The sequence below is a fragment of the Pseudomonas yangonensis genome, from assembly GCF_009932725.1.
GTDB lineage: Bacteria > Pseudomonadota > Gammaproteobacteria > Pseudomonadales > Pseudomonadaceae > Aquipseudomonas > Aquipseudomonas yangonensis.
Window position 1 is genome coordinate 39971 of sequence record NZ_BLJU01000011.1, and the last position, 20779, is coordinate 60749.

General features: G+C 62.6%; 20 protein-coding genes, 2 tRNA genes and 1 pseudogene. 13 read left to right on the top strand and 10 right to left on the bottom strand.

Annotated features, from left to right (window positions below; genetic code table 11):
- Positions 1 to 9: 9 nt before the first annotated feature.
- Positions 10 to 1326 carry a S41 family peptidase gene (locus GYB81_RS14175; RefSeq protein ID WP_161866163.1) on the top strand — a complete coding sequence of 439 codons (1317 nt, stop codon included), beginning with the start codon at positions 10 to 12 and terminating at the stop codon, positions 1324 to 1326.
- 142 nt (positions 1327 to 1468) lie between these two features.
- Here GYB81_RS14175 and GYB81_RS14180 read toward each other — a convergent pair whose 3' ends face one another.
- The 8 genes from GYB81_RS14180 to hisB form a co-directional block, all read right to left on the bottom strand.
- The gene (locus tag GYB81_RS14180; RefSeq protein ID WP_161866164.1) at positions 1469 to 2224 is read right to left on the bottom strand and encodes a substrate-binding periplasmic protein; all 756 of its coding nucleotides are present in this window, start codon (positions 2222 to 2224) and stop codon (positions 1469 to 1471) included.
- 134 nt (positions 2225 to 2358) lie between these two features.
- A complete protein-coding gene (locus tag GYB81_RS14185) occupies positions 2359 to 3114 on the bottom strand; it encodes a substrate-binding periplasmic protein (protein WP_161866165.1) in 756 nt (251 codons plus the stop codon).
- 84 nt (positions 3115 to 3198) lie between these two features.
- A complete protein-coding gene (locus GYB81_RS14190) occupies positions 3199 to 3933 on the bottom strand; it encodes a substrate-binding periplasmic protein (RefSeq protein WP_161866166.1) in 735 nt (244 codons plus the stop codon).
- 211 nt (positions 3934 to 4144) lie between these two features.
- Positions 4145 to 4915 carry an imidazole glycerol phosphate synthase subunit HisF gene (gene hisF / locus GYB81_RS14195; protein WP_037055302.1) on the bottom strand — a complete coding sequence of 257 codons (771 nt, stop codon included), beginning with the start codon at positions 4913 to 4915 and terminating at the stop codon, positions 4145 to 4147.
- A gap of 150 nt (positions 4916 to 5065) precedes the next feature.
- Positions 5066 to 5803, bottom strand: coding sequence for a 1-(5-phosphoribosyl)-5-[(5-phosphoribosylamino)methylideneamino]imidazole-4-carboxamide isomerase (gene hisA / locus GYB81_RS14200; protein ID WP_024309930.1), 738 nt, complete (start codon positions 5801 to 5803; stop codon positions 5066 to 5068).
- 36 nt (positions 5804 to 5839) lie between these two features.
- Positions 5840 to 6094 carry a DUF2164 domain-containing protein gene (locus GYB81_RS14205; protein ID WP_161866167.1) on the bottom strand — a complete coding sequence of 85 codons (255 nt, stop codon included), beginning with the start codon at positions 6092 to 6094 and terminating at the stop codon, positions 5840 to 5842.
- Positions 6094 to 6732 carry an imidazole glycerol phosphate synthase subunit HisH gene (gene hisH / locus GYB81_RS14210; RefSeq protein WP_161866168.1) on the bottom strand — a complete coding sequence of 213 codons (639 nt, stop codon included), beginning with the start codon at positions 6730 to 6732 and terminating at the stop codon, positions 6094 to 6096. The genes GYB81_RS14205 and hisH overlap by 1 nt, the downstream gene beginning before the upstream one ends.
- Positions 6733 to 7326: an imidazoleglycerol-phosphate dehydratase HisB gene (hisB, locus tag GYB81_RS14215; protein WP_004374009.1), complete on the bottom strand. Its 594-nt coding sequence runs from the start codon at positions 7324 to 7326 to the stop codon at positions 6733 to 6735. It lies immediately after the preceding gene.
- A gap of 172 nt (positions 7327 to 7498) precedes the next feature.
- On the opposite strand from hisB, the gene GYB81_RS14220 reads away from it, so the two are divergent.
- From GYB81_RS14220 to GYB81_RS24755, 12 genes and pseudogenes are all read left to right on the top strand, one after another.
- A complete protein-coding gene (locus GYB81_RS14220) occupies positions 7499 to 8590 on the top strand; it encodes an NAD(P)/FAD-dependent oxidoreductase (RefSeq protein WP_161866169.1) in 1092 nt (363 codons plus the stop codon).
- A gap of 80 nt (positions 8591 to 8670) precedes the next feature.
- On the top strand, positions 8671 to 10896 hold the full coding sequence (locus GYB81_RS14225; protein ID WP_161866170.1) for an AsmA family protein: 2226 nt from the start codon (positions 8671 to 8673) through the stop codon (positions 10894 to 10896).
- Entirely contained in the window at positions 10893 to 11960 is a 1068-nt protein-coding gene (gene mutY / locus GYB81_RS14230) for an A/G-specific adenine glycosylase (protein ID WP_161866171.1), read from the top strand. Before GYB81_RS14225 ends, mutY begins: the two co-directional genes overlap by 4 nt.
- Complete coding sequence (locus tag GYB81_RS14235) at positions 11957 to 12229, top strand: oxidative damage protection protein (protein ID WP_161866172.1); 273 nt, start codon at positions 11957 to 11959, stop codon at positions 12227 to 12229. Before mutY ends, GYB81_RS14235 begins: the two co-directional genes overlap by 4 nt.
- Positions 12230 to 12459: 230 nt before the next feature.
- A tRNA-Phe gene (locus tag GYB81_RS14240) sits at positions 12460 to 12535 on the top strand.
- 247 nt (positions 12536 to 12782) lie between these two features.
- A complete protein-coding gene (locus tag GYB81_RS14245; RefSeq protein WP_161866173.1) occupies positions 12783 to 13556 on the top strand; it encodes an ABC transporter ATP-binding protein in 774 nt (257 codons plus the stop codon).
- Between the two features lie 15 nt (positions 13557 to 13571).
- Complete coding sequence (locus GYB81_RS14250) at positions 13572 to 14324, top strand: ABC transporter substrate-binding protein (protein WP_013717635.1); 753 nt, start codon at positions 13572 to 13574, stop codon at positions 14322 to 14324.
- A gap of 54 nt (positions 14325 to 14378) precedes the next feature.
- Positions 14379 to 15074, top strand: a complete 696-nt coding sequence (locus GYB81_RS14255) for an ABC transporter permease (protein ID WP_013717636.1) — start codon at positions 14379 to 14381, stop codon at positions 15072 to 15074.
- The gene (locus GYB81_RS14260) at positions 15071 to 15760 is read left to right on the top strand and encodes an ABC transporter permease (protein ID WP_161866174.1); all 690 of its coding nucleotides are present in this window, start codon (positions 15071 to 15073) and stop codon (positions 15758 to 15760) included. Before GYB81_RS14255 ends, GYB81_RS14260 begins: the two co-directional genes overlap by 4 nt.
- A gap of 48 nt (positions 15761 to 15808) precedes the next feature.
- Positions 15809 to 17023, top strand: coding sequence for a methyltransferase (locus GYB81_RS14265; protein WP_161866175.1), 1215 nt, complete (start codon positions 15809 to 15811; stop codon positions 17021 to 17023).
- A 295-nt stretch (positions 17024 to 17318) separates the two neighbouring features.
- Positions 17319 to 17394 (top strand) — tRNA-Thr (locus GYB81_RS14270).
- Between the two features lie 147 nt (positions 17395 to 17541).
- Positions 17542 to 17675: pseudogene (locus GYB81_RS24755) on the top strand (site-specific integrase); the annotation flags it as partial.
- 541 nt (positions 17676 to 18216) lie between these two features.
- Here GYB81_RS24755 and GYB81_RS14275 read toward each other — a convergent pair.
- Both GYB81_RS14275 and GYB81_RS14280 read right to left on the bottom strand, forming a co-directional pair.
- A complete protein-coding gene (locus GYB81_RS14275) occupies positions 18217 to 19293 on the bottom strand; it encodes an acyltransferase family protein (RefSeq protein ID WP_161866176.1) in 1077 nt (358 codons plus the stop codon).
- 75 nt (positions 19294 to 19368) lie between these two features.
- The gene (locus tag GYB81_RS14280) at positions 19369 to 20778 is read right to left on the bottom strand and encodes a lipid II flippase MurJ (protein WP_161866177.1); all 1410 of its coding nucleotides are present in this window, start codon (positions 20776 to 20778) and stop codon (positions 19369 to 19371) included.
- Position 20779 lies beyond the last annotated feature (1 nt).

Here is a 20779-nt window from a genome sequence, read left to right on the forward strand (position 1 = left end):
GTTGTCTTCATGCCCCATCGCTTTCGCCCCACCTGCCTGGCTCTGGCCCTCGGGCTGCTGCTCGGCGCTCCAGCCCTGCAAGCGGCAGAGCCTGCCCCTGCGCCAGCACCGGCGGCGAGCGGCAAGGCCCCGCTGCCCCTGGATGATCTGCGCACCTTCGCCGAGGTGATGGACCGCATCAAGGCTGCCTATGTCGAGCCGGTCAGCGACAAGACCCTGCTGGAAAATGCCATCAAGGGCATGCTCAGCAACCTCGATCCGCATTCGGCCTACCTCGAACCGGAAGCCTTCGCCGAGCTGCAGGAAAGCACCAGCGGCGAGTTCGGTGGCCTGGGCATCGAAGTCGGCATGGAGGATGGCTTCGTCAAGGTGGTATCGCCCATCGACGACACGCCGGCATCCAAGGCCGGTATCCAGCCCGGTGACCTGATCGTCAAGATCGATGGCCAGCCGACCAAGGGCCTGTCGATGATGGAAGCCGTGGAGAAGATGCGCGGCAAGGCCGGCAGCAAGATCGAGCTGACCCTGGTGCGTGACGGCGGCCGCCCCTTCGACCTGACCCTGACCCGCGCGGTGATCAAGGTACGCAGCGTCAAGAGCCAGATGCTCGAAGACGGCTACGGCTACCTGCGCATTTCGCAATTCCAGGTCAACACTGGCGAGGAAGTCGGCAAGGCGCTGACCAAGCTGCGCCAGGAAAACGGCAACAAGAAGCTGCGCGGCCTGGTCATGGACCTGCGCAACAACCCGGGCGGCGTGCTGCAGGCCGCGGTGGAAGTGGCCGACCACTTCCTCAAGAGCGGGCTGATCGTCTACACCGAAGGCCGCCTGGCCAACTCCGAGCTGCGCTTCAACGCCGACCCGGCCGATGCCAGCGAGGGCGTACCCCTGGTGGTGCTGATCAACGGCGGCAGCGCCTCGGCCTCGGAAATCGTCGCCGGCGCCCTGCAGGACCACAAGCGCGCAGTACTGATGGGCACCGACAGCTTCGGCAAGGGCTCGGTACAGACCGTGCTGCCGCTGAACAACGACCGCGCGCTGAAGCTGACTACCGCACTGTACTTCACGCCCAACGGCCGCTCGATCCAGGCCCAGGGTATCGTCCCCGACATCGAAGTGACGCGCGCCAAGGTTACTCGCGAGGAGGAGGCCGAAGGTATCAAGGAAGCCGATCTGCAGGGCCACCTGGGCAATGGCAACGGCGGTGCGGATCGCCCGAGCCGAATCGGCCAGCTCGCCCGCACCGAACGCCCGCAGGACGACGACTATCAGCTGAGCCAGGCGCTCAATCTGCTCAAGGGCCTGAGCGTCACGCGCGGCAACTGAGCCGGCCTGCAAAAGAAAACGCCGCAATTTCCTCGCGAAACTGCGGCGTTTTCATATGGGCCGTTGTCAGCGACAGGCTGTACCGGCGCTATCCCGGAAGATTCGCTGGATGCGCCGTGCGCGCCGCCACCCGACAACCCGGTTACAGATAATTCTCGGTAATGTCGTCGATGAAGCCGTCGGCACGCATCTCGTCCAGCGCTTTCTGCAGGCGCTCGATGACCTCGTCCGGGGTGTCCTTGTTCAGCGCCAGGTAAAGTTCGGCGTCATTGAAACGCAGCACGGTGTTGAGGCCGCTGACGTCTTCCTGCTTGGCCAGGTAACGCCCGACCGGATCGGTGGTGGCCCACAAGTCGATCTGCCCGCGCACCAGCTTCTTCACGTTCTCCTGGTCACGCAGGGCGTTGATCGGCTCCAGCCCCTGGCTTTCCAGATGCTGGCTGACCGCATCGTTCTTGTACGCACCGACGCGGTACTTGGCGGCGTCCTGCAGGCTCGACACCCTGATGTCGTTGCCCGGCGCAGCGAGCAGCACCCAGCCGGTCTTGGCCAGCGGGCCGACCCACTTGAACAGCGGTTTGCGCTCATCGGTATAGGTGGTGGAGAACAGGCCATAGTTGGGCTTGTCCAGGGTCAGGCGATAGAGACGATCCCAGGGGAAGCGCAGGGTCAGGGTGTAATCGATGCCGGCACGCTTGAACATCTCTCGCACGATGTCGGCGCTGATGCCATCGATACCGTCGTCACGGGCGAAGTTCTTGTCGTCCACCGCCATGTTGAAGGGCGGGAAATTCTCGGTCAGCAGCACCACCTTGTAGTCCGCCGGCAGCTCCGCATGGGCGAAACCGGAGGCGAGAAACAGGGCGACGAACAGGCTTTTCTTCAGAGTTTTCAGCATAAGACGTACCGCTCGCGTGATTTGTGGTTATGGCTAGCGGCATCCGTGCATGGGCCCGAGCCCGTTGACTGGCACTCAGTGGCTCTGCCATCCATGGCGAGCGACCGGCTCGTGGCCGGCCGCGTGTTCGTTGCTTACAGGTAGCTGTTCAAGGTGGCGTCGACGAATCCTTCGGCGCGCATCTCATCCAGGGCCGCCTGCAGCCTGGCGACGATCTCATCGGGCATTTCCTTGTTCAGCGCCAGGTACAACTCGGCGCTGTCGAAACGCAAAACGGTCTTGAGGCCGGAGATGCCCTCCTGCTTGGCCAGGTAGCGACCGGCCGGATCCCCCGTGGCCCAAAGATCGATCTGCCCCGTCTCGAGCTTGCGCGCGTTTTCCTGGTCGCGCAGCGAGGTGCTGTGCTCGACGCCCTTTTCGGTCAGGTATTCGGAAATTGCGTCGCCCTTGTAGGCGCCGATGCGATAGGCCTTGGCTTCGTCGAGGCTGGCCAGGCTGAGCGGGCTGTCACCCTTGGCCAGTAGTACCCAGTCGTCCGGGCCGATGGGGCCGACCCACTTGAACAATTGCTCGCGCTCCGGCAATCGCGCGGTCACGAACACGCCGTAGCCGGGCTTTTCCAGCGCGAGGTTGTAGATGCGGTCCCAGGGGAAGCGCAGGGTCAGGTTGTACTGAACCCCGGCGCGCTTGAACATTTCCTTGACGATATCCACGGCGATGCCGCTGATATTGTCCTCCTGAGCGAAGTTCTTGCCATTGACCGCCATGTTGTAGGGCGGAAAGTTCTCGGTAAGCAGGACCACATTGAAGTTCGGGTCCACTTCGGCGCGCGCAGCGCCAGCAAGCACCATAAGGGTGCCGCCCAGCGAGATCAGCAGGCGTTTGAACATGGCATTTCTCGTTCTAATAAAAGGCAGACTGCATCAGCATAACCGCCATGCCCTCCCCGGCCCAGCGATTACTGGCAGTGTGCCTCAATAGCGGGCTTCGATGGCCTTCAAGGTGCCATCGGCTCGCAGCGAATCCAGTGCACTTTGCAACTTCTGCACCAGCTCATCCGGCGTTTGCCGGTTGAGCGCCAGATAGAGTTCAGCCGTGTGCAGCTGCTGCACTACCTTGAGGTTCTGCATACCCTCCTGACGCGCCATGAACCGTCCAGCCTGATTCGAGGTGACCCACAGATCGATCTGCTCGCGCGCCAGCTTGTGCACGTTTTCATTGTCGCGCAGCGCTGTCTGCACCTCGAAGCCGCGGTCGAGCAGAAACTGGGTCTTGGCGTCATTCTTGTAGCCACCGATGCGGTAACGCCGCGCCTCGTCCAGCGAGGACAGCTGGATGTCGCTGTCCCCCCGGGCGAACAGCACCCACTCGTTGCTGGCCAGCGGCCCGACCCATTTGAACTGATCCTCACGCTCGGCGGTGCGCGCGGTGGAAAACAGGCCGTAGCCGACATCGTCCAGCGTCTGCTGGTACACCCGTTGCCAGGGGAAGCGCAGGATCATCTGACAGTCCACCTCGGCGCGTTCACAGACCGCACGCAGAATATCGGCGTTGATACCGGTGACGTTGTCGTCCCGGGCGAAATTGTTGCCACTGACCGACATATTGAACGGCGGCAGATTCTCCGTAAGCAGCACCAGCGATTCCGCACGGGCAAGGCTGAGGCCACAGGTCAGGGCCAGGATGGTCAAGAATCGAAGTAGGAACATGAAGACTCCGTGTCGAAAATGCTCGGCAAAAAGCAGCCCTCCGCGAGCGCGGAGAAGCAGAGTGAAGGGATATGTGTTCATGCTAGCCGGATCGCTGGCACTTTGCCGTCGACTCGCCCGCAGCTTTGAGCGAAAACGGCGTCAAACGGGCGGTTCAGGCATATGTAAACGCCGCGCTGAGCAGCTGTTAAGCCCCGCGCGGCGCGACAGATCAGCGCACGACGATGCCGCGACTGGCCAGGTAGGCCTTAGCTTCCGGCACGGTGTACTCACCGAAGTGGAAGATGCTCGCAGCCAGCACGGCGTCCGCCTTGCCTTCGAGGATGCCGTCGGCCAGGTGCTGCAGGTTGCCGACGCCACCGGAGGCGATCACCGGCACGCGCACGGCCTCGCTGATGGCGCGGGTCACGCCCAGGTCATAGCCGCTCTTCACACCGTCCTGATCCATGCTGGTGAGCAGGATCTCGCCGGCGCCCAGGCCTTCCATCTTGCGCGCCCACTCCACGGCATCCAGGCCGGTGGGTTTGCGCCCGCCGTGGGTGAAGATTTCCCAGCGGCCCGGCTCGCCTGGCGCCGATACGCGCTTGGCGTCGATGGCGACGACGATGCACTGCGAACCGAAGCGTGCTGCGGCTTCGCCGACGAACTCGGGATTGAATACGGCGGCGGTATTGATCGACACCTTGTCGGCGCCGGCATTGAGCAGGTTGCGGATGTCCTGCACGGTGCGCACGCCACCACCGACGGTCAGCGGGATGAACACCTGGCTGGCCATGCGCTCGACCGTGTGCAGGGTGGTATCGCGGTTATCGACGCTGGCGGTGATATCGAGGAAGGTGATCTCGTCGGCGCCCTGCTCATCGTAGCGGCGGGCGATCTCCACCGGGTCGCCGGCATCGCGGATGTTCTCGAACTTGACGCCCTTGACCACGCGGCCGTTGTCCACGTCCAGGCAAGGAATGATGCGTTTGGCCAATGCCATGCTGAAACCCTCTCTAACCGGCTGCGCCGCACATCCGCGGCGTTGCGTGGTGCTCGCTCCTCGCCGTACTACAGTACTGTCTCGTCGCTGCGCGCCACGCGCCTTGCGTCTGAAGCGGCTCGCTCGCTTAGCGAGGGCTTCAGAGCGTGCTTAATTCTTGAAGTTGTCGCAGAAGGCCTGGGCCTCGGCCACATCCAGGGTGCCTTCGTAGATGGCGCGGCCGGTGATGGCACCGATGATGCCTGGCGAGCGTGCCAGCAGCAGCTTCTCGATGTCGCCGAGGTTGTGGATGCCGCCGGAGGCGATCACCGGAATCTTGCTGGCGGCAGCCAGCGCGGCGGTGGCTTCGACGTTGCAGCCCTGCATCATGCCGTCTTTGGCGATGTCGGTATAAACGATGGCAGACACGCCGTCGGCCTCGAAGCGCCTGGCCAGGTCGGTGGCCTGCACGCTGGAGACTTCCGCCCAGCCGTCGGTGGCGACGAAACCGTCCTTGGCATCCAGGCCGACGATGACCTTGCCGGGGAAGGCCTTGCACGCCTCGGTGACGAATTCCGGCTCTTTCACCGCCTTGGTGCCGATGATCACGTAGCTGACGCCGGCGCGCACGTAGTGCTCGATGGTCTCCAGGGTACGGATGCCGCCGCCGATCTGGATCGGCAGGTTCGGGTAGCGCTTGGCGATGGCGGTGACCACTTCACCGTTGACCGGCTGGCCTTCGAAGGCACCGTTGAGGTCGACCAGATGCAGACGACGGCAACCGCCCTCGACCCATTTGGCGGCCATGCTCACCGGGTCATCGGAAAATACCGTGGAGTCTTCCATCCGGCCCTGACGCAGACGCACGCAAGCGCCGTCCTTGAGATCGATAGCGGGGATAATCAGCATCGGTTGAACCTGCTCAAGTTTGAATTCGGAAGGCGCTCAGCTCTTTTCGAGCGCCCAGAGGTCGCTCTCGATGCTTTCGAACCTGTCCTTCAGGTGCGCCTGCACGTCGAGAATCGCCTTGTTGTAATAGTGCGGCGCCAGCTCGCGGGTAATCTGGTCGAGAACTTCCTTTACTTCGAAGGTGCCCAGTTGCAGCTCGAAACGCTCATCGAGAAAGCGCTGCAGCATCAGCAGCGCGGCCTGCTCCTGGGCAGGTTCGAGCGCCAGACTGGGAGCCTTGTTGCGGGCCATTACCAGCGACCATCCCAGGCGGCGAAGTTCTGCAGCAACTGCAGGCCGTGGGTATGGCTCTTCTCCGGGTGGAACTGCACGGCGAAGCGCGAGCCCTCGGCCAATGCGGCGGCGAAGTCCTTGCCGTAGTGACCGCGACCGACCACCTGCTGCGGCTTGCCGGCCTCGATGTAATAGCTGTGCACGAAGTAGAAGCGCGCATTGTCCGGGATGTCGTGCCACAGCGGGTGCTTGACCGCCTGGCTGACCTCGTTCCAGCCCATGTGCGGCACCTTGAGGCGCTCGCCGCCTTCGCTCAGGTCCTTGCCGAAGAAGCGCACCTGGCCGGGGAACAGGCCGATGCAGTCGACGCCGTCGTTCTCCTCGCTGCGCTCGAGCAGCGCCTGCATGCCGACGCAGATGCCGAGGAACGGACGGTCGGCGCTGACTTCCCGCACCAGCTCGTCGAAGCCCAGGCGCCTGATCTCGGCCATACAGTCGCGGATCGCGCCGACGCCGGGGAACACCACACGGTCGGCCTCGCGGATCACCTTGGCGTCGCTGGTTACCAGCACGCGGCCAGCGCCGACATGCTCCAGCGCCTTGGCCACCGAGTGCAGGTTGCCCATGCCATAGTCGATTACGGCTACCGTCTGCATTTACAAACAGCCTTTAGTGGAAGGCATCTGCCCGGCCATGCGCGGGTCCAGCTCCACCGCCATGCGCAGCGCGCGGCCGAAGGCCTTGAACACGGTCTCGATCTGGTGGTGGGTGTTGTGCCCGCGCAGGTTGTCGATGTGCAGCGACACCAGCGCGTGGTTGACGAAGCCCTGGAAGAATTCCTGGAACAGGTCGACGTCGAAGTTGCCGACCACGGCGCGGGTGAACGGCACGTGCATCTGCAGGCCGGGACGACCGGAGAAGTCGATCACCACGCGCGACAGTGCTTCGTCCAGCGGCACGTAGGAGTGGCCGTAGCGGGTCATGCCCTTCTTGTCGCCGACGGCCTTGGCGAAGGCCTGGCCGAGGGTGATGCCGACGTCCTCGACGGTGTGGTGATCGTCGATATGCAGATCGCCCTTGCACTCGATATCGAGGTCGATCAGGCCATGACGGGCGATCTGGTCGAGCATGTGCTCGAGAAACGGCACGCCAATGTCGAATTTGGCCTTGCCGGTGCCATCCAGGTTGATCGAGACCTTGACCTGGGTCTCCAGGGTGTTGCGCTCGACGAATGCCGTACGTTCGGCCATCACCAGCTCCACGAATTGCCAACGGAAAAAGGCCAGCATTATAGGCGCGCCGGGACGGCAACGGCTACCGGCGATGGTCGGGATGAACCACGCAGACCGACATGCCCTTTCCCGAGAGCGCAACGCGGCTCTTGCTATGCTCCCGCCAACCAGCAAACACACCGATAGAGCCATGCACGAAGTCGATACCCTGATCATTGGCGCCGGCGCCCTCGGCCTGGCCTGCGCAGCCCGCCTGGGCAAGCCCGATACCCTGATTCTGGAGGCCGAAGGGTTGATCGGCAGCCACACCTCCAGCCGCAACTCCGAGGTCATTCATGCCGGCCTCTATTATCCGCCCGGCTCGCTCAAGGCCGAGCTGTGCCTGGAGGGTCGCGAACGGCTGTACGCCTGGTGCAACCAGCACGGCGTGGCGCACCGGCGGATCGGCAAGCTGCTGGTGGCGGTGCAGGAGAGCGAAATCGGCAAGCTCGAGACTCTGGCCGCCAATGCCGAGGCCTGTGGCGTAACGGATCTGCAGCAGATCGACCAGCCACGCCTGCATGAGCTCGAACCAGCCCTGCGCGGTGTCCGCGCCCTGCTCTCGCCGAGCACAGGTATCATCGACAGCCATGCCTATCTGCAGTCGCTGCTGGCGGTGGCGGAGAGCCGCGATGCACAGCTGGTGCTGCACAGCCGCGTCGAACGCCTGCAGCGCGACGGTGACGCCTGGATCGCCAGCGGCCACAGCGCGGGCGAGGCCTTTACCCTGCGCGCACAACGGGTGATCAATGCCGGCGGCCTCTTCGCCCAGCGCCTGGCCCGCACCATCGAAGGCCTGCCGGTGCCGCCGCTGCACCTGTGCCAGGGTCGCTACTTCAGCTACAGCGGGCGTTCGCCATTCTCCCGGCTGATCTATCCGATGCCCGAGGCCAATACGGCCGGCCTGGGCATACACGCCACCCTCGATCTCGCCGGGCAACTGCGCTTCGGCCCGGACGTGCGCTGGCTGGAAACCCTCGATTACGCAGTCGACGAGAACCTGCGTGCGCCTTTCGCCGCCGCCATCGCCCGCTACTTCCCGGCACTCGATGCGGCCCGCCTGCAACCCGGCTATGCCGGCGTGCGCGCCAAGCTCAGCGGGGCCGGGGAACCGGCTGCCGACTTCCTGATCCAAACCCCTGCCGACCACCGCCTGCCGGGCCTGGTCAACCTGTTCGGCGTCGAATCGCCAGGACTCACCGCCAGCCTGGCCATTGCCGAGCGGGTCGCAGAAGCCCTGTAAGGCTATAATCGGCGCCATTACCGACGGCTACGCCTCCACTGGCCGCCCGCACATTTCGTTATCGAAACAAGGAATCGTCCATGAAAGCGCTCGGCAAGATCCTGGGCCTCTTCCTTCTCGGCTTGCTGCTGATCGTAGTGGCGCTGCTGTTCGCCCTGACTCACCTGTTCGACCCCAACGACTACAAGGACGAAATCCGCCAGATCGCCCGCGACAAGGCCAACCTCGAGCTGCAGCTCAAGGGCGATATCGGCTGGAGCCTGTTCCCCTGGCTGGGTCTGGAGCTGACCGACGCCACCCTGGCCAGCGCCGACACCCCGGACAAGCCCTTCGCCGACCTGCGTATGATCGGCCTGTCGGTGCGCGTGATGCCGCTGCTGCGCAAGGAAGTGCAGATGAGCGACATCCGTGTCGACGGCCTCAACCTCAACCTGCAGCGCGACGACAAGGGCCATGGCAACTGGGAAGGCGTCGGCCGCCCGGCCCAGGCCAGCAGCACGCAACCTGCGCCCAGCGAACCCGCACCGAGTGAAGATGCGCCGCCGAGCCAGCCGAGCGAAAAGCCGGCCGGCCAGCCGGTCAAGCTGGATATCGACAGCCTCACCCTGAGCAACTCGCGCATCGACTACAGCGACGCGCAGAAGGGCCAGCAATTCACCGTCGAGAATATCGAGCTGAAAACCGGCGCGATTCGCGAAGGCGCCAGCATTCCGGTCAAGTTCAGCGCCTTCTTCGGCACCAACCAGCCGGTGCTGCGTGCACGCAGCGAGGTCGAAGGTCAGCTGCGCTTCGACCGCGCGCTCAAGCGCTACCAGTTCGAAGACCTCAAGCTGACCGGCGAAGCCTCCGGTGAGCCGCTCAAGGGCAAGACCCTGAACTTCTCCGCCCAGGGCCAGTTGCTGGTCGACCAGGCGGCCAACATCGCCGAATGGAACGGCCTCAAGCTTTCCGCCAACCAGTTGCGCGCCCTCGGCGAGATCAAGGCGCGCGAGCTCGGCGAGGACGCCAAGATCTCCGGCGGGCTGTCCATCGCCTCGCTCAATCTGCGCGAGTTCCTCGATGGCATCGGCGTCGAGTTGCCACCCATGCAGGCCAGCGATGCCCTGAACCAGTTCGAACTGGTCAGCCGCCTGAACGGTTCGAGCAAGGGCATGATGCTCGAGGAGCTCAACCTCAAGCTCGACGGCAGCACCTTCACCGGCAAGCTGGGCGTGGCCGATGTCGCCAAGCAGGCGCTGCGCGCCGACCTCAAGGGCGACAAACTCGACCTCGATCGCTACCTGCCACCGAAAGCCAAGGACAGTGCCGGTGCCGCACGCAAGGCCGAGGTCAAGGAGAGCATCGCCGGCGCCGGCAAGGACGGCACCACCCCGCTGCCCAATGCCCCGACCCAGCAGGCCTGGAGCAACGAGAAAGTGCTGCCGGTGGATCAATTGCGCAAACTCGACCTGCAGCTGGCGCTGAGCCTCGGCCAGCTCACCTACGACAAGCAGCCCTTCACCGACGTCAACCTCAAGGCCAATGGCCGTGGCGGCCTGATCACCCTGGAGGAGGTGCGCGGCAAGATGCAGGGTGGCAGCTTCGTCGGCAACGGCCGTATCGACGTGCGCCAGGCAGAGCCGATGATCAGCGTGGAAAAACGCCTCAGCCGCATGCCGCTGGAGCCGCTACTGAAAAAGGACGATCAGCCGTCGCCGATCAAGGGCCTGCTCGACCTGAATGCCAAGTTCAACACCCGCGGCAACAGCCAGAAGGAGTGGGTCGAGGCGCTCAACGGCAACGCCAGCTTCGTCCTCAACGACGGCGTGCTGGTCGACGCCAATCTCGAACAGCAGCTGTGCCGCGGCATCGCCACCCTCAACCGCAAGTCGCTGAGCAACCCGCCAACCGGCAAGGACACCCCCTTCCGCGAACTCAAGGGCAGCCTCAGCGTGCGCGACGGTGTCGCCCACAACCCGGACCTCAAGGCCCAGGTGCCGGGCCTGGCGGTCAGCGGCAACGGCGACCTCGACCTGCGCGTACTGGGCCTCGACTACAAGGTGGGTATCGCCCTGGAAGGGGACCAGCGCGAGATGCCGGACCCGGCCTGCCAGGTCAACGAGCGCTACGTCGGCATCGAATGGCCGCTGCGCTGCCGCGGCCCGCTGGAGCTGGGCGCCAAGGCCTGCCGTCTGGATCAGGACGGGCTCGGCAAGATCGCCGCACGCCTGGCCGGCAACAAGCTGACCGAGAAGCTGGAAGAGAAGCTCGGTGACAAGGTCAGCCCGGATCTGAAAGACGCACTCAAGGGCCTGTTCAACCGATGAGTCCGGAGCAGTTCAACGGCGCCGTGCTGGCCTGGTACGACCAGCACGGACGCAAGGATCTGCCCTGGCAGCAGAACATCACCCCGTATCGCGTCTGGGTTTCGGAAATCATGCTGCAGCAGACCCAGGTCAGCACCGTGCTCGGCTACTTCGACCGTTTCATGGCCGCGCTGCCGACCGTGAAGGACCTGGCCGAAGCGCCGGAAGACGAAGTGCTGCACCTATGGACCGGCCTGGGCTACTACACCCGCGCGCGCAACCTGCAGAAGACCGCGCAGATCATCATGCGCGAGCACCGCGGCGAGTTCCCCCGCAGCGTCGAAGCGCTGACCGAGCTGCCCGGCATCGGCCGCTCCACCGCCGGCGCCATCGCCAGCCTGAGCATGGGCGTGCGTGCGCCGATCCTCGACGGCAACGTCAAGCGCGTGCTGGCACGCTACGTGGCGCAAGAGGGCTATCCGGGCGAGCCGAAGGTGGCCAAGCAGCTGTGGGACGTCGCCGAGCGCCTCACCCCGCACGAACGGGTCGGCCACTACACCCAGGCGATGATGGACCTCGGCGCCACCCTCTGCACCCGCAGCAAGCCGACCTGCCTGCTGTGCCCGGTGCGCAGCGGCTGCCAGGCGCATCTGCTCGGCCTGGAAATCCGCTACCCAATCCCCAAGCCGCGCAAGACGCTGCCGCAAAAGCGCACCCTGATGCCGCTGCTGGTCAACGCCGCCGGCGACATCCTGCTCTATCGCCGCCCGTCAACGGGTCTGTGGGGAGGCCTCTGGAGCCTGCCGGAACTGGATGACCTGTCTCAGGTCGACGAGCTCGGCCAGCAGCAGCGGCTCGAACTCGGCGAACGCCGCGAACTTGAGGGCCTGACCCACACCTTCAGCCACTTCCAGCTGGCCATCGAACCCTGGCTGGTGCGGGTGACCGAGCAGCCGAGCCGCGTGGCCGAGGGCGACTGGCTCTGGTATAACCTCGCCACCCCGCCGCGCCTGGGCCTCGCCGCCCCGGTGAAGAAACTGCTCAAACGCGCGGCGCAAGCCATTACCGCTGGAGAACCGACATGACCCGCACCGTGCTGTGCCGCAAATACAAACAGGAACTGCCCGGCCTGGATCGCGCGCCCTACCCCGGCGCCAAAGGCGAAGACATCTTCAATAACGTTTCCAGGCAGGCCTGGGACGAGTGGCAGAAGCACCAGACCATGCTGATCAACGAGCGTCGTCTGAACATGATGAACGCCGAAGACCGCAAGTTCCTGCAGACCGAGATGGACAAGTTCCTCTCAGGCGAGGAATACGCCCAGGCCGAAGGCTACGTACCGCCGAGCGAGTAACGACATCTGGGAGGGGCTTTAGCAGGCCGTTGAAAAACGTAGGCGAGGCGCCAACGCAGGTAGTTTTTCAACGACCTGTTAGCCGCGACAACCGCTGCATATCCATGCGCGCAGCCCCGGCTGCCCTCCCCCTTTTCTCCGCTCACGAACCTAAGCGCCCGAAATAATTAAATATTTTTCAAACCCGGCTTGACACTGATCCTGCAAATCCGTCTAATAGCGCCCCGTTGGCCCAGGTAGCTCAGTTGGTAGAGCAGGGGATTGAAAATCCCCGTGTCGGCGGTTCGATTCCGTCCCTGGGCACCATGAACAGTAAACGAAGAGCCTCAGCCATGTGCTGGGGCTTTTTGCTTTCTGCGCTCGGCATTTTTCTCGTGCCATTGTTTCGCCTGCGCGACAAGCAGCTGCAACCAGGCGACACCCGCGCCCCAGCCACGCGCTATCGCCCGGCAAACGGCTTGGCGGTCACGGAAACGCTATGCTAGCTTGGCCGCCAGCCAGGACGGCCCGCCGTACGCCGGAGCGCATTCGAAGAAGAAGAGGATCCCACCCCATGGCCGAGGCGACGCCCGCGCTGGAAATTCGCAACCTGCACAAACGCTACGGCGATCTCGAAGTGCTCAAGGGCATCTCCCTGACGGCCAAAGACGGCGATGTCATCTCGATTCTCGGCTCCTCCGGCTCCGGCAAGTCCACCTTCCTGCGCTGCATCAACCTGCTGGAAAACCCGCATCAGGGTCAGATTTTCGTCGCTGGAGAGGAGCTCAAGCTCAAGGCCGCGAAGAACGGCGACCTGGTTGCCGCCGACAACAAGCAGATCAATCGCCTGCGCAGCGAGATCGGCTTCGTCTTCCAGAATTTCAACCTGTGGCCGCACATGAGCGTGCTCGACAACATCATCGAGGCGCCACGCCGCGTACTCGGCCAGAGCAAGGCCGAGGCCATCGAGGTGGCCGAGGCACTACTGGCCAAGGTCGGCATCGCCGACAAGCGCCACGTGTATCCCAATCAGCTTTCCGGCGGCCAGCAGCAACGCGCGGCCATTGCCCGCACCCTGGCCATGCAGCCGAAGGTGATCCTGTTCGATGAGCCGACCTCGGCTCTCGACCCGGAGATGGTACAAGAAGTGCTTAATGTGATTCGCGCGCTTGCCGATGAGGGACGCACCATGCTGCTGGTCACCCATGAAATGAATTTCGCTCGCCAGGTATCCAGCGAAGTAGTGTTCCTTCACCAGGGTCTGGTCGAGGAACAGGGGCCACCGGCCCAGGTGTTCGACAACCCGCAATCGGCACGCTGTAAACAATTCATGTCCAGCAATCGATAACACGGAGCAACATGCATGCAGAACTATAAGAAGATCCTGCTGGCCGCAGCCGCTACCCTGGCCTTCGGCACCAGCGCTGTCGCCGCTGACAAACTGAAACTCGGCACCGAAGGCGCCTACCCCCCCTTCAACCTGATCGACGCCAGCGGCAAGGTCACCGGCTTCGACGTGGAAATCGGCCAGGCGCTATGCGCCAAGATGCAGGCCGAGTGCGAAGTGGTCACCTCCGACTGGGATGGCATCATCCCGGCCCTGAACGCCAAGAAGTTCGACTTCCTGATCGCCTCCATGTCGATCACCGAAGAGCGTCAGGCGGCAGTCGACTTCACCGAACCCTACTACACCAACAAGCTGCAGTTCATCGCGCCCAAGTCGGCCGATTTCAAGACCGATGAAGCCAGCCTCAAAGGCAAGGTGATCGGCGCTCAGCGCGCCACCATCGCCGGCACCTGGCTGGAAGACAACCTGGGCAAGGTGGTCGACATCAAGCTGTACGACACCCAGGAAAACGCCTACCTCGACCTGGCCTCCGGCCGCCTCGACGGCGTACTGGCCGATACCTTCGTCAACTGGGAATGGCTAAAGAGCGACGCCGGCAAGGACTTCGAGTTCAAGGGCGACCCGGTATTCGACAACGACAAGATCGGCATTGCCGTGCGCAAGGGTGACCCGCTGCGCGAGAAGCTGAACACCGCTCTGCAAGCCATCATCGAAGACGGCACCTACAAGCAGATCAACGATAAGTACTTCCCGTTCAGCATCTACTGATGACCTGAAGGCACTGCGCCGCCGACCTGGCGGCGCAGTCGCCCGAGCCCTCCGATGATCTTCGACCTCCAAGGATTCGGCCCCGCCCTGGCCGCCGGCACCCTGATGACCATTCAGCTGGCGCTTTGCGCGCTGGCCCTAGGTCTGGTGCTCGGTCTGCTCGGCGCGCTGGCCAAGACTTCGCCGTACAAGCCGCTGCAATGGCTCGGCGGCAGCTATTCCACCATCGTACGCGGCGTGCCCGAGCTGCTCTGGGTACTGCTGATCTACTTCAGCACCGTCAACGTTTTGCGCGCGCTGGGCGAAAGCCTGGGCGTCGGCAGCCTGGAACTCAGCCCGTTCGCTGCGGGCGTCATCGCCCTCGGCTTGTGCTTTGGCGCCTATGCCACCGAGGTATTCCGCGGCGCCATTCTGGCCATTCCCAAGGGGCACCGTGAAGCCGGCCAGGCACTTGGCATGTCCAAGGGGCGCATCCTGTGGAAGCTGATCATGCCGCAGATGTGGCGCATCGCCCTGCCCGGACTCGGCAACCTGTTCATGATTCTGATGAAAGATACCGCCCTGGTGTCGGTGGTCGGCCTCACCGAAATCATGCGCCAGGCACAGATCGCGGTCACTGCCACCAAGAATCCGATGACCTTCTTCCTGGTCGCCGCCATCATCTATCTGGGGCTGACCATCATTGCCATGATCGGCTTGCACTTCCTTGAGAAGAAAGCCTCACGCGGCTTCGTCAGGAGCAACCAATGAACTGGGAGCTGATCTACAAGTACCTGCCGAAGATGTTCGAAGGTGCGCTGCTGACCGTCGAACTGCTGGCAGTTGCCGTCATTGCCGGGCTGATCCTGGCACTGCCCATGGGCATCGCCCGAGCGTCGAAACACTGGTACGTGCGCGCCCTGCCCTACGGCTACATCTTCTTCTTCCGCGGCACACCGATGCTGGTGCAGCTGTTCCTCATCTACTACGGCCTGGCCCAGTTCGATGCCGTGCGCCAGAGCATCTTCTGGCCCTATCTGCGTGATCCGTACTGGTGCGCGGTGCTTACCATGACCCTGCACACCGCCGCTTATATCGCCGAGATCCTGCGCGGCGCCATCCAGGCCGTGCCGCCAGGGGAGATCGAGGCTGCCCGCGCTCTGGGCATGTCGCGCGCCCAGGCCATGCTGCACATCATCCTGCCGCGCGCCGCGCGTATCGGCCTGCCGGCCTATAGCAACGAAGTGATCCTGATGCTCAAGGCCAGTGCCCTGGCCAGCACGGTCACACTGCTGGAACTGACCGGCATGGCACGCACGCTCAATGCCCGCACTTATGTAAGCATGGAGTTCTTCTTCACCGCCGCGCTGTTCTATCTGGCGATCACCTTCATTCTGATCAACCTCTTCAAGCTGCTCGAACGCTGGCTGCGCGTCGACGCCTGCCAGGGCCGTTAAGCCTGTGGGTCGCCTGCACAGGCGGCCCGCTTTTTCACCATAGACGCCATGTCCGAGCCCATTCTTACCTCAGGCGAACTCCTCGCCCGCTTCCAGGCGCTGGACAACTTTCTCCTGCAGCACCAGGCGCTGTGGCGTCCAAGGCCGTTTTATCATCTGCACCTGCCCTGGGAGGCAGAGCTACCCGAACTCTCCGCCTGGCTGCGCAGCCGCTCTCTGGAGCAGGCACAAGCCAGCGACAGCGGCCTCTTCGCGCTCGTGGCACCCGCCCCGTTCACCGCCCTGGCCTGCCAGGCAAAGGCGCTTAGCCAGCTGGACGAACTCCCAAGCCTGCATGGCCCGGAGCGCGCACATGCCCTGAGCGTCGATGTGCCCGGAAGAAAGCTGGCGCAGATTCAGGCCTTCGCCAGTCACCTGCAATTTCGTCAACGCCCGCTGCATTGGCTCGACTGGTGTTCAGGCAAGGGACATCTCGGTCGCTGGCTGACCGAGGATGACCAGCGCCTGACCTGCCTGGAGTGCGACCCGGCACTGATCGAATCCGGTAGCGCATTGAGCAAACGGCTGGGGCTGGATGCCATGCACCTGCAGCAGGATGTGCTGGCCGATGATTGCAGCGAACGCCTGAGCAAAGAACATACCCCGGTAGCTCTGCACGCCTGCGGCGACCTGCATGTGCGCCTGCTGCAACTGGCCAGCCGCACTGGCTGCTCGCAGTTGGCAGTCGCCCCCTGCTGTTATAACCGCATCGCCGGCAAGCAGTACCAACCGCTCTCGACTGCAGCGCAAGCATCGGCGCTACAGCTTTCACGCGACGACCTGGGCCTGCCGCTGAGCGAGACCGTCACGGCCGGGGCTCGGGTACGCAGGCAACGCGACCAATCCATGGCCTGGCGCCTGGCCTTCGACCTGCTGCAACGCCAGTTACGCGGTGTCGACGAATACCTGCCGACCCCCTCGCTGCCCAGCGACTGGCTGAGCAAACCTTTCGCCCGCTTCTGTCATGACCTTGCCACCCTTCGCAATGTGCCTTCGCCTGGCGAGCAGGACTGGGCCACTCTGGAAGCGCGTGGCTGGCAACGCCTGGCCGAAGTGCGCAACCTGGAACTGCTACGCAACCTGTTCCGTCGCCCACTGGAACTCTGGCTGCTGCTGGATCGTGCCCTCTATCTGGAAGAACAGGGCTATAGCGTCAGGCTGGGCGCCTTCTGCGATTACCCATTGAGCCCACGCAACCTGCTGCTTCTGGCGGAACGCGCCTGAGTTGCTCACAGAAGCTGTGGATAACTCTGTTGATCCTTTCTGGGCAAGTCCTGCAAAGCCAATCGGGAATAGCCTCGCAAACGTCTGATCATTTTTCGAACAATCGCTGGAGTCATAATAAAAACAATGACTTGCAAAAAAAACGTGAGCGAGCGCACGGACAAGGTGCACAGCGGTGACAGGTGCCTTACGTTTGTGCATAAGACGAAAGCTGTTGATAGCCGCGCCTGAAAAATCTTGCCTTGAACGTGGCTTTACTCAGGCTGACGAATGGATATAATGGCGGCCCTTCCGTGCCGGTATAGCTCAGCTGGTAGAGCAACTGACTTGTAATCAGTAGGTCCCGGGTTCGACTCCTGGTGCCGGCACCATTTACATCAAGCCTACGGGCTTTGGAATTTCCTAACCCCGTAATCATATGTTCCCGAGGTAGAGTTTCGGTACAGTCCCGTGCCGAGTACATCTCGCAGAACATATGGCGCCCCTCGTAAACCCCTTCTGACACATGGAAAGCAGTCATCCGCAAGACTGGCTGGCCAACCTGCTCCAATTCCTTCCGAACCAAGCGTGATGCCGAAGACTGGGCACGCCGCACCGAAGACAAGAGGGGCGTGGCGTCTATATCGAGCGCAGCAGCTCGGAGTGCATGACGAGCGCCCCCATTGCTACCTCACCGACGCCTTTTGGGTCCCAAATTCCCCTATGCCTTGACCTAGCTGGTTAGCTGTATGTGATGGCGTTCGAGCGTTTTGCACCGCTCACCCTCGGCTAGACAGCCAGCGCCATTATTAGAAGCAAGACTTCACGTTCAGCATGGTCGCCATGCTGCGCGCCGGTGGACTGATCATCAAGCGGCCATGCCAGAATGCCTCTAAACGCCACAACAAGCGGCTGGCAGAGACGGCGTCGAGCCTTCATTTGGCAGGACGGGCGACAACTACAAAAAAGCCTTGGTTAAGGCCCTTAAATGTACAAGGCCGGACTGGTTGTCGCTTAGGAGGAGCCACGAGACAACTAGTAAAAACTACCGACGCCTTCTGAACTCAAAACGATAACTTCGCCTGTGGAGGCGAACCCAACCCCGCTAGTAACAAAACAACAAACAGGTCAGGCCTTGGCGGCCTGACCTAAACAAATAAACCTAAAAAGCCGGAGCAACTCAAATCCAACCGTAATATTAAAAAACCCTTCTCTTACTCTGAGACCTGACTGGCTGTCGTCTTTTTCAATTTTTTCTTATTCTTTTTCTTCCAAACAGGCAAATACATCACACGCAAAAAGCTAAATCGCTTAATAAATTCACCAATCAGCAAGGAAGCAATCACGGTAAACACAAGCGCAATAGCAGCACCTAAATGGTCAGGAACAGAGAACCATCTCAGCAAGGCGAAGCTTTTGTTTTGAATCTCACCATGGAAGATCAGGATAACCAGAGTCGATTGCCCGATATATGTCATAGCTTTGGAAAGCCAGCCCCAATGTGTCATCAGACCTGACAACGCCCAACAGATATACACCCCCAGAACTGCCAACAACGTGGTCCACAGCCAATGATCATAACGTCGTTGCGCCAAATCCATAGTCACGGGATGAAAAAAGAAAATCATGCCGAACAATACGACGCTGACTAATAGACCTATCACCGAGGTTTTATGTGCACGCAGAGCCGAGCGTAACAGATAGCCAAGCAAGAAGTATGCGCTACTGATAAAAACAACATCGGCACTGAACGGCAGCCCAGGTATGCTATAGGAGTGGCCCAAAAAGGTGACCGGCGAATGCCACGACCAGCCAAGCAGCCAGATTCCCAGCAGCATCTGAACGACCACGACAAGCCACATGATCAGAGCAGGGCACCGCAACGACTCAAGCAGGCGCAACAACAACCAGCTGTATAGAATTGCCAGCCAGAAGTGCGGCAGGAACCACAATGCTTGCCAGGGCAGTGTGCTGACCGAGGCATAGAACAAGCCTCCGATATCCGGTAGCAGGGGCTGCCCTCGCAACACATCACGCACCACGACATACAACAACATCGTGAAGAAGAAAGGTTTGAGCAGGGCATCGGCCTTGCCAATAGCCGTTTCAGCGAAGGTACCAGTGGTTTTGAAGAAAACCCCGGAGAGAAAGAAAAACAGCGGCAGAATGAAGGACGCCAGCAGCGGATAGAGAAAATCCGGCGAGCTGGCCACGAACCATCCATGCCCGAACACAATGATCAGGATACCCACTCCCTTGGCGATATCCATCTGAATCCAGCGCTGCTCCACCCTGCTTCCCCTTTAAGAAAGCCCGCTACGGGGCTCTGACTGTTCGTGTGTGTTCGTGAGACGTACCCGCACCGCTCAGGCGGCACGCCAGGGCCGCAGCATCAATGCCATGCCGGCGAGCGTCGCCGCCGCGAATAGCGTAGTCAGCCCCAGTTGCAACCAGGTGTCTGCCACGCCGAAAAGACCTCCTGCGCTGATACCCAGCAACAAGCCCGCACACAGCCAGTACCGCACCCAGGCCAAATGGCCCAGAAGCGCCTGGCGGCGCATGAGCGCCAGGGCCGTGACCAGCACGCCTGCCACGGCTGCCAGCGGTATACCAGCCAACCCCAGCCACCAGGGCAGCGCCAGCAACAACAGCGCGTTGACGCCGCTGCCCAGAAGTTCGCAGTACAGCGGCTGAACCGTGTCGCCGACTGAATAAGCATAACGGGCGAGCAAGGCATTCCAACAACCGAACACCAGCGGCAGGGCAAACCAGGCAAGCAGCGCCGGTAGCGGATCAGCCCCCAGCGATGACGGCAGCAGCAATGCCACCAGCGCAGGGGCGGCGCCCACCAGGCCGATGCCGGCCGGCAACGCGAGCAGGCTTGCCGTCTCGACCCCACGTCTGAGCAGCGGAATACGCTGCGTATCGGCTCGGCTGCTCATCAGGCCCAGCAGCACCTGATTGAGGCTCATCAATGCCACCAGCGGAAGGTTCACCAGCTTGCGGGCCAGGTTGACCCAGGTAACAGCGCCCTCCCCGAGCAGCGACGCGACTGAACGCTCAAGCAGGGCAAGCCCCTGGCTCGCCGCGTTGCTGCCAACCAACGGCAACATGCGCCGCCCCAGTAGCCGAAGTGCCTGCAAGGAGCCGTTGCTGCGCCATGGCCTCCAGCCCTGTTTCCATTGCCAGGGCAGCAGCGAGCCGGCCATCAGCACGCTGCCTAGCACGCAGGCCTCGGCTACACCGGAGACACTGCTTTGCGCCCCCATGCTTGCCAGATAGATCACGGGCGGTGCGTTGAACAGCACCGAGCCCAATCCCGCCATCACGAAGCGCTCGCTGGCCTGCAGCGGCACACTGAGCAGCGCATGCAGCACGAAACCCGGTATGCACCACGCGAGCAGCCGCAAGGTGTCACCTGCCTGGACCTGCCCGGTATCGCTCAGGCCCAGGCCGATCACACCGACAATCCATGGAGCCGTAACGACTACCAGCAGCGCGGCGGCCAGACCGATCAACGCAAGCTGCGGCAACAGCGCCCCCATCCAGCGACGACGCCCCAGCTCGTCCTCGGCCAGATAAAGAGGCAACGCAGCGGCACTGAGCAGCCCACCGGCCAGCGACATGCGAACCGCCTCCGGCAGAAACAGTGCGACAAGGAAGGCATCGCTCTGCGCGCCAGCGCCCCATGCGCTGACCAGCAGCCACTCACGGGCAAAGCCCAGCGCCAGGCCGAACAGGGTAACCAGGGTGAGCGACGCGGCGGAGCCAAGCATG

Coding starts and splice junctions, on each gene's coding strand:
- GYB81_RS14175 (WP_161866163.1), top strand. CDS start 10: ATGCCCCATCGCTTTCGCCCCACCTGCCTGGCTCTGGCCCTCGGGCTG.
- GYB81_RS14180 (WP_161866164.1), bottom strand. CDS start 2,224: ATGCTGAAAACTCTGAAGAAAAGCCTGTTCGTCGCCCTGTTTCTCGCC.
- GYB81_RS14185 (WP_161866165.1), bottom strand. CDS start 3,114: ATGTTCAAACGCCTGCTGATCTCGCTGGGCGGCACCCTTATGGTGCTT.
- GYB81_RS14190 (WP_161866166.1), bottom strand. CDS start 3,933: ATGTTCCTACTTCGATTCTTGACCATCCTGGCCCTGACCTGTGGCCTC.
- hisF (WP_037055302.1), bottom strand. CDS start 4,915: ATGGCATTGGCCAAACGCATCATTCCTTGCCTGGACGTGGACAACGGC.
- hisA (WP_024309930.1), bottom strand. CDS start 5,803: ATGCTGATTATCCCCGCTATCGATCTCAAGGACGGCGCTTGCGTGCGT.
- GYB81_RS14205 (WP_161866167.1), bottom strand. CDS start 6,094: ATGGCCCGCAACAAGGCTCCCAGTCTGGCGCTCGAACCTGCCCAGGAG.
- hisH (WP_161866168.1), bottom strand. CDS start 6,732: ATGCAGACGGTAGCCGTAATCGACTATGGCATGGGCAACCTGCACTCG.
- hisB (WP_004374009.1), bottom strand. CDS start 7,326: ATGGCCGAACGTACGGCATTCGTCGAGCGCAACACCCTGGAGACCCAG.
- GYB81_RS14220 (WP_161866169.1), top strand. CDS start 7,499: ATGCACGAAGTCGATACCCTGATCATTGGCGCCGGCGCCCTCGGCCTG.
- GYB81_RS14225 (WP_161866170.1), top strand. CDS start 8,671: ATGAAAGCGCTCGGCAAGATCCTGGGCCTCTTCCTTCTCGGCTTGCTG.
- mutY (WP_161866171.1), top strand. CDS start 10,893: ATGAGTCCGGAGCAGTTCAACGGCGCCGTGCTGGCCTGGTACGACCAG.
- GYB81_RS14235 (WP_161866172.1), top strand. CDS start 11,957: ATGACCCGCACCGTGCTGTGCCGCAAATACAAACAGGAACTGCCCGGC.
- GYB81_RS14245 (WP_161866173.1), top strand. CDS start 12,783: ATGGCCGAGGCGACGCCCGCGCTGGAAATTCGCAACCTGCACAAACGC.
- GYB81_RS14250 (WP_013717635.1), top strand. CDS start 13,572: ATGCAGAACTATAAGAAGATCCTGCTGGCCGCAGCCGCTACCCTGGCC.
- GYB81_RS14255 (WP_013717636.1), top strand. CDS start 14,379: ATGATCTTCGACCTCCAAGGATTCGGCCCCGCCCTGGCCGCCGGCACC.
- GYB81_RS14260 (WP_161866174.1), top strand. CDS start 15,071: ATGAACTGGGAGCTGATCTACAAGTACCTGCCGAAGATGTTCGAAGGT.
- GYB81_RS14265 (WP_161866175.1), top strand. CDS start 15,809: ATGTCCGAGCCCATTCTTACCTCAGGCGAACTCCTCGCCCGCTTCCAG.
- GYB81_RS14280 (WP_161866177.1), bottom strand. CDS start 20,778: ATGCTTGGCTCCGCCGCGTCGCTCACCCTGGTTACCCTGTTCGGCCTG.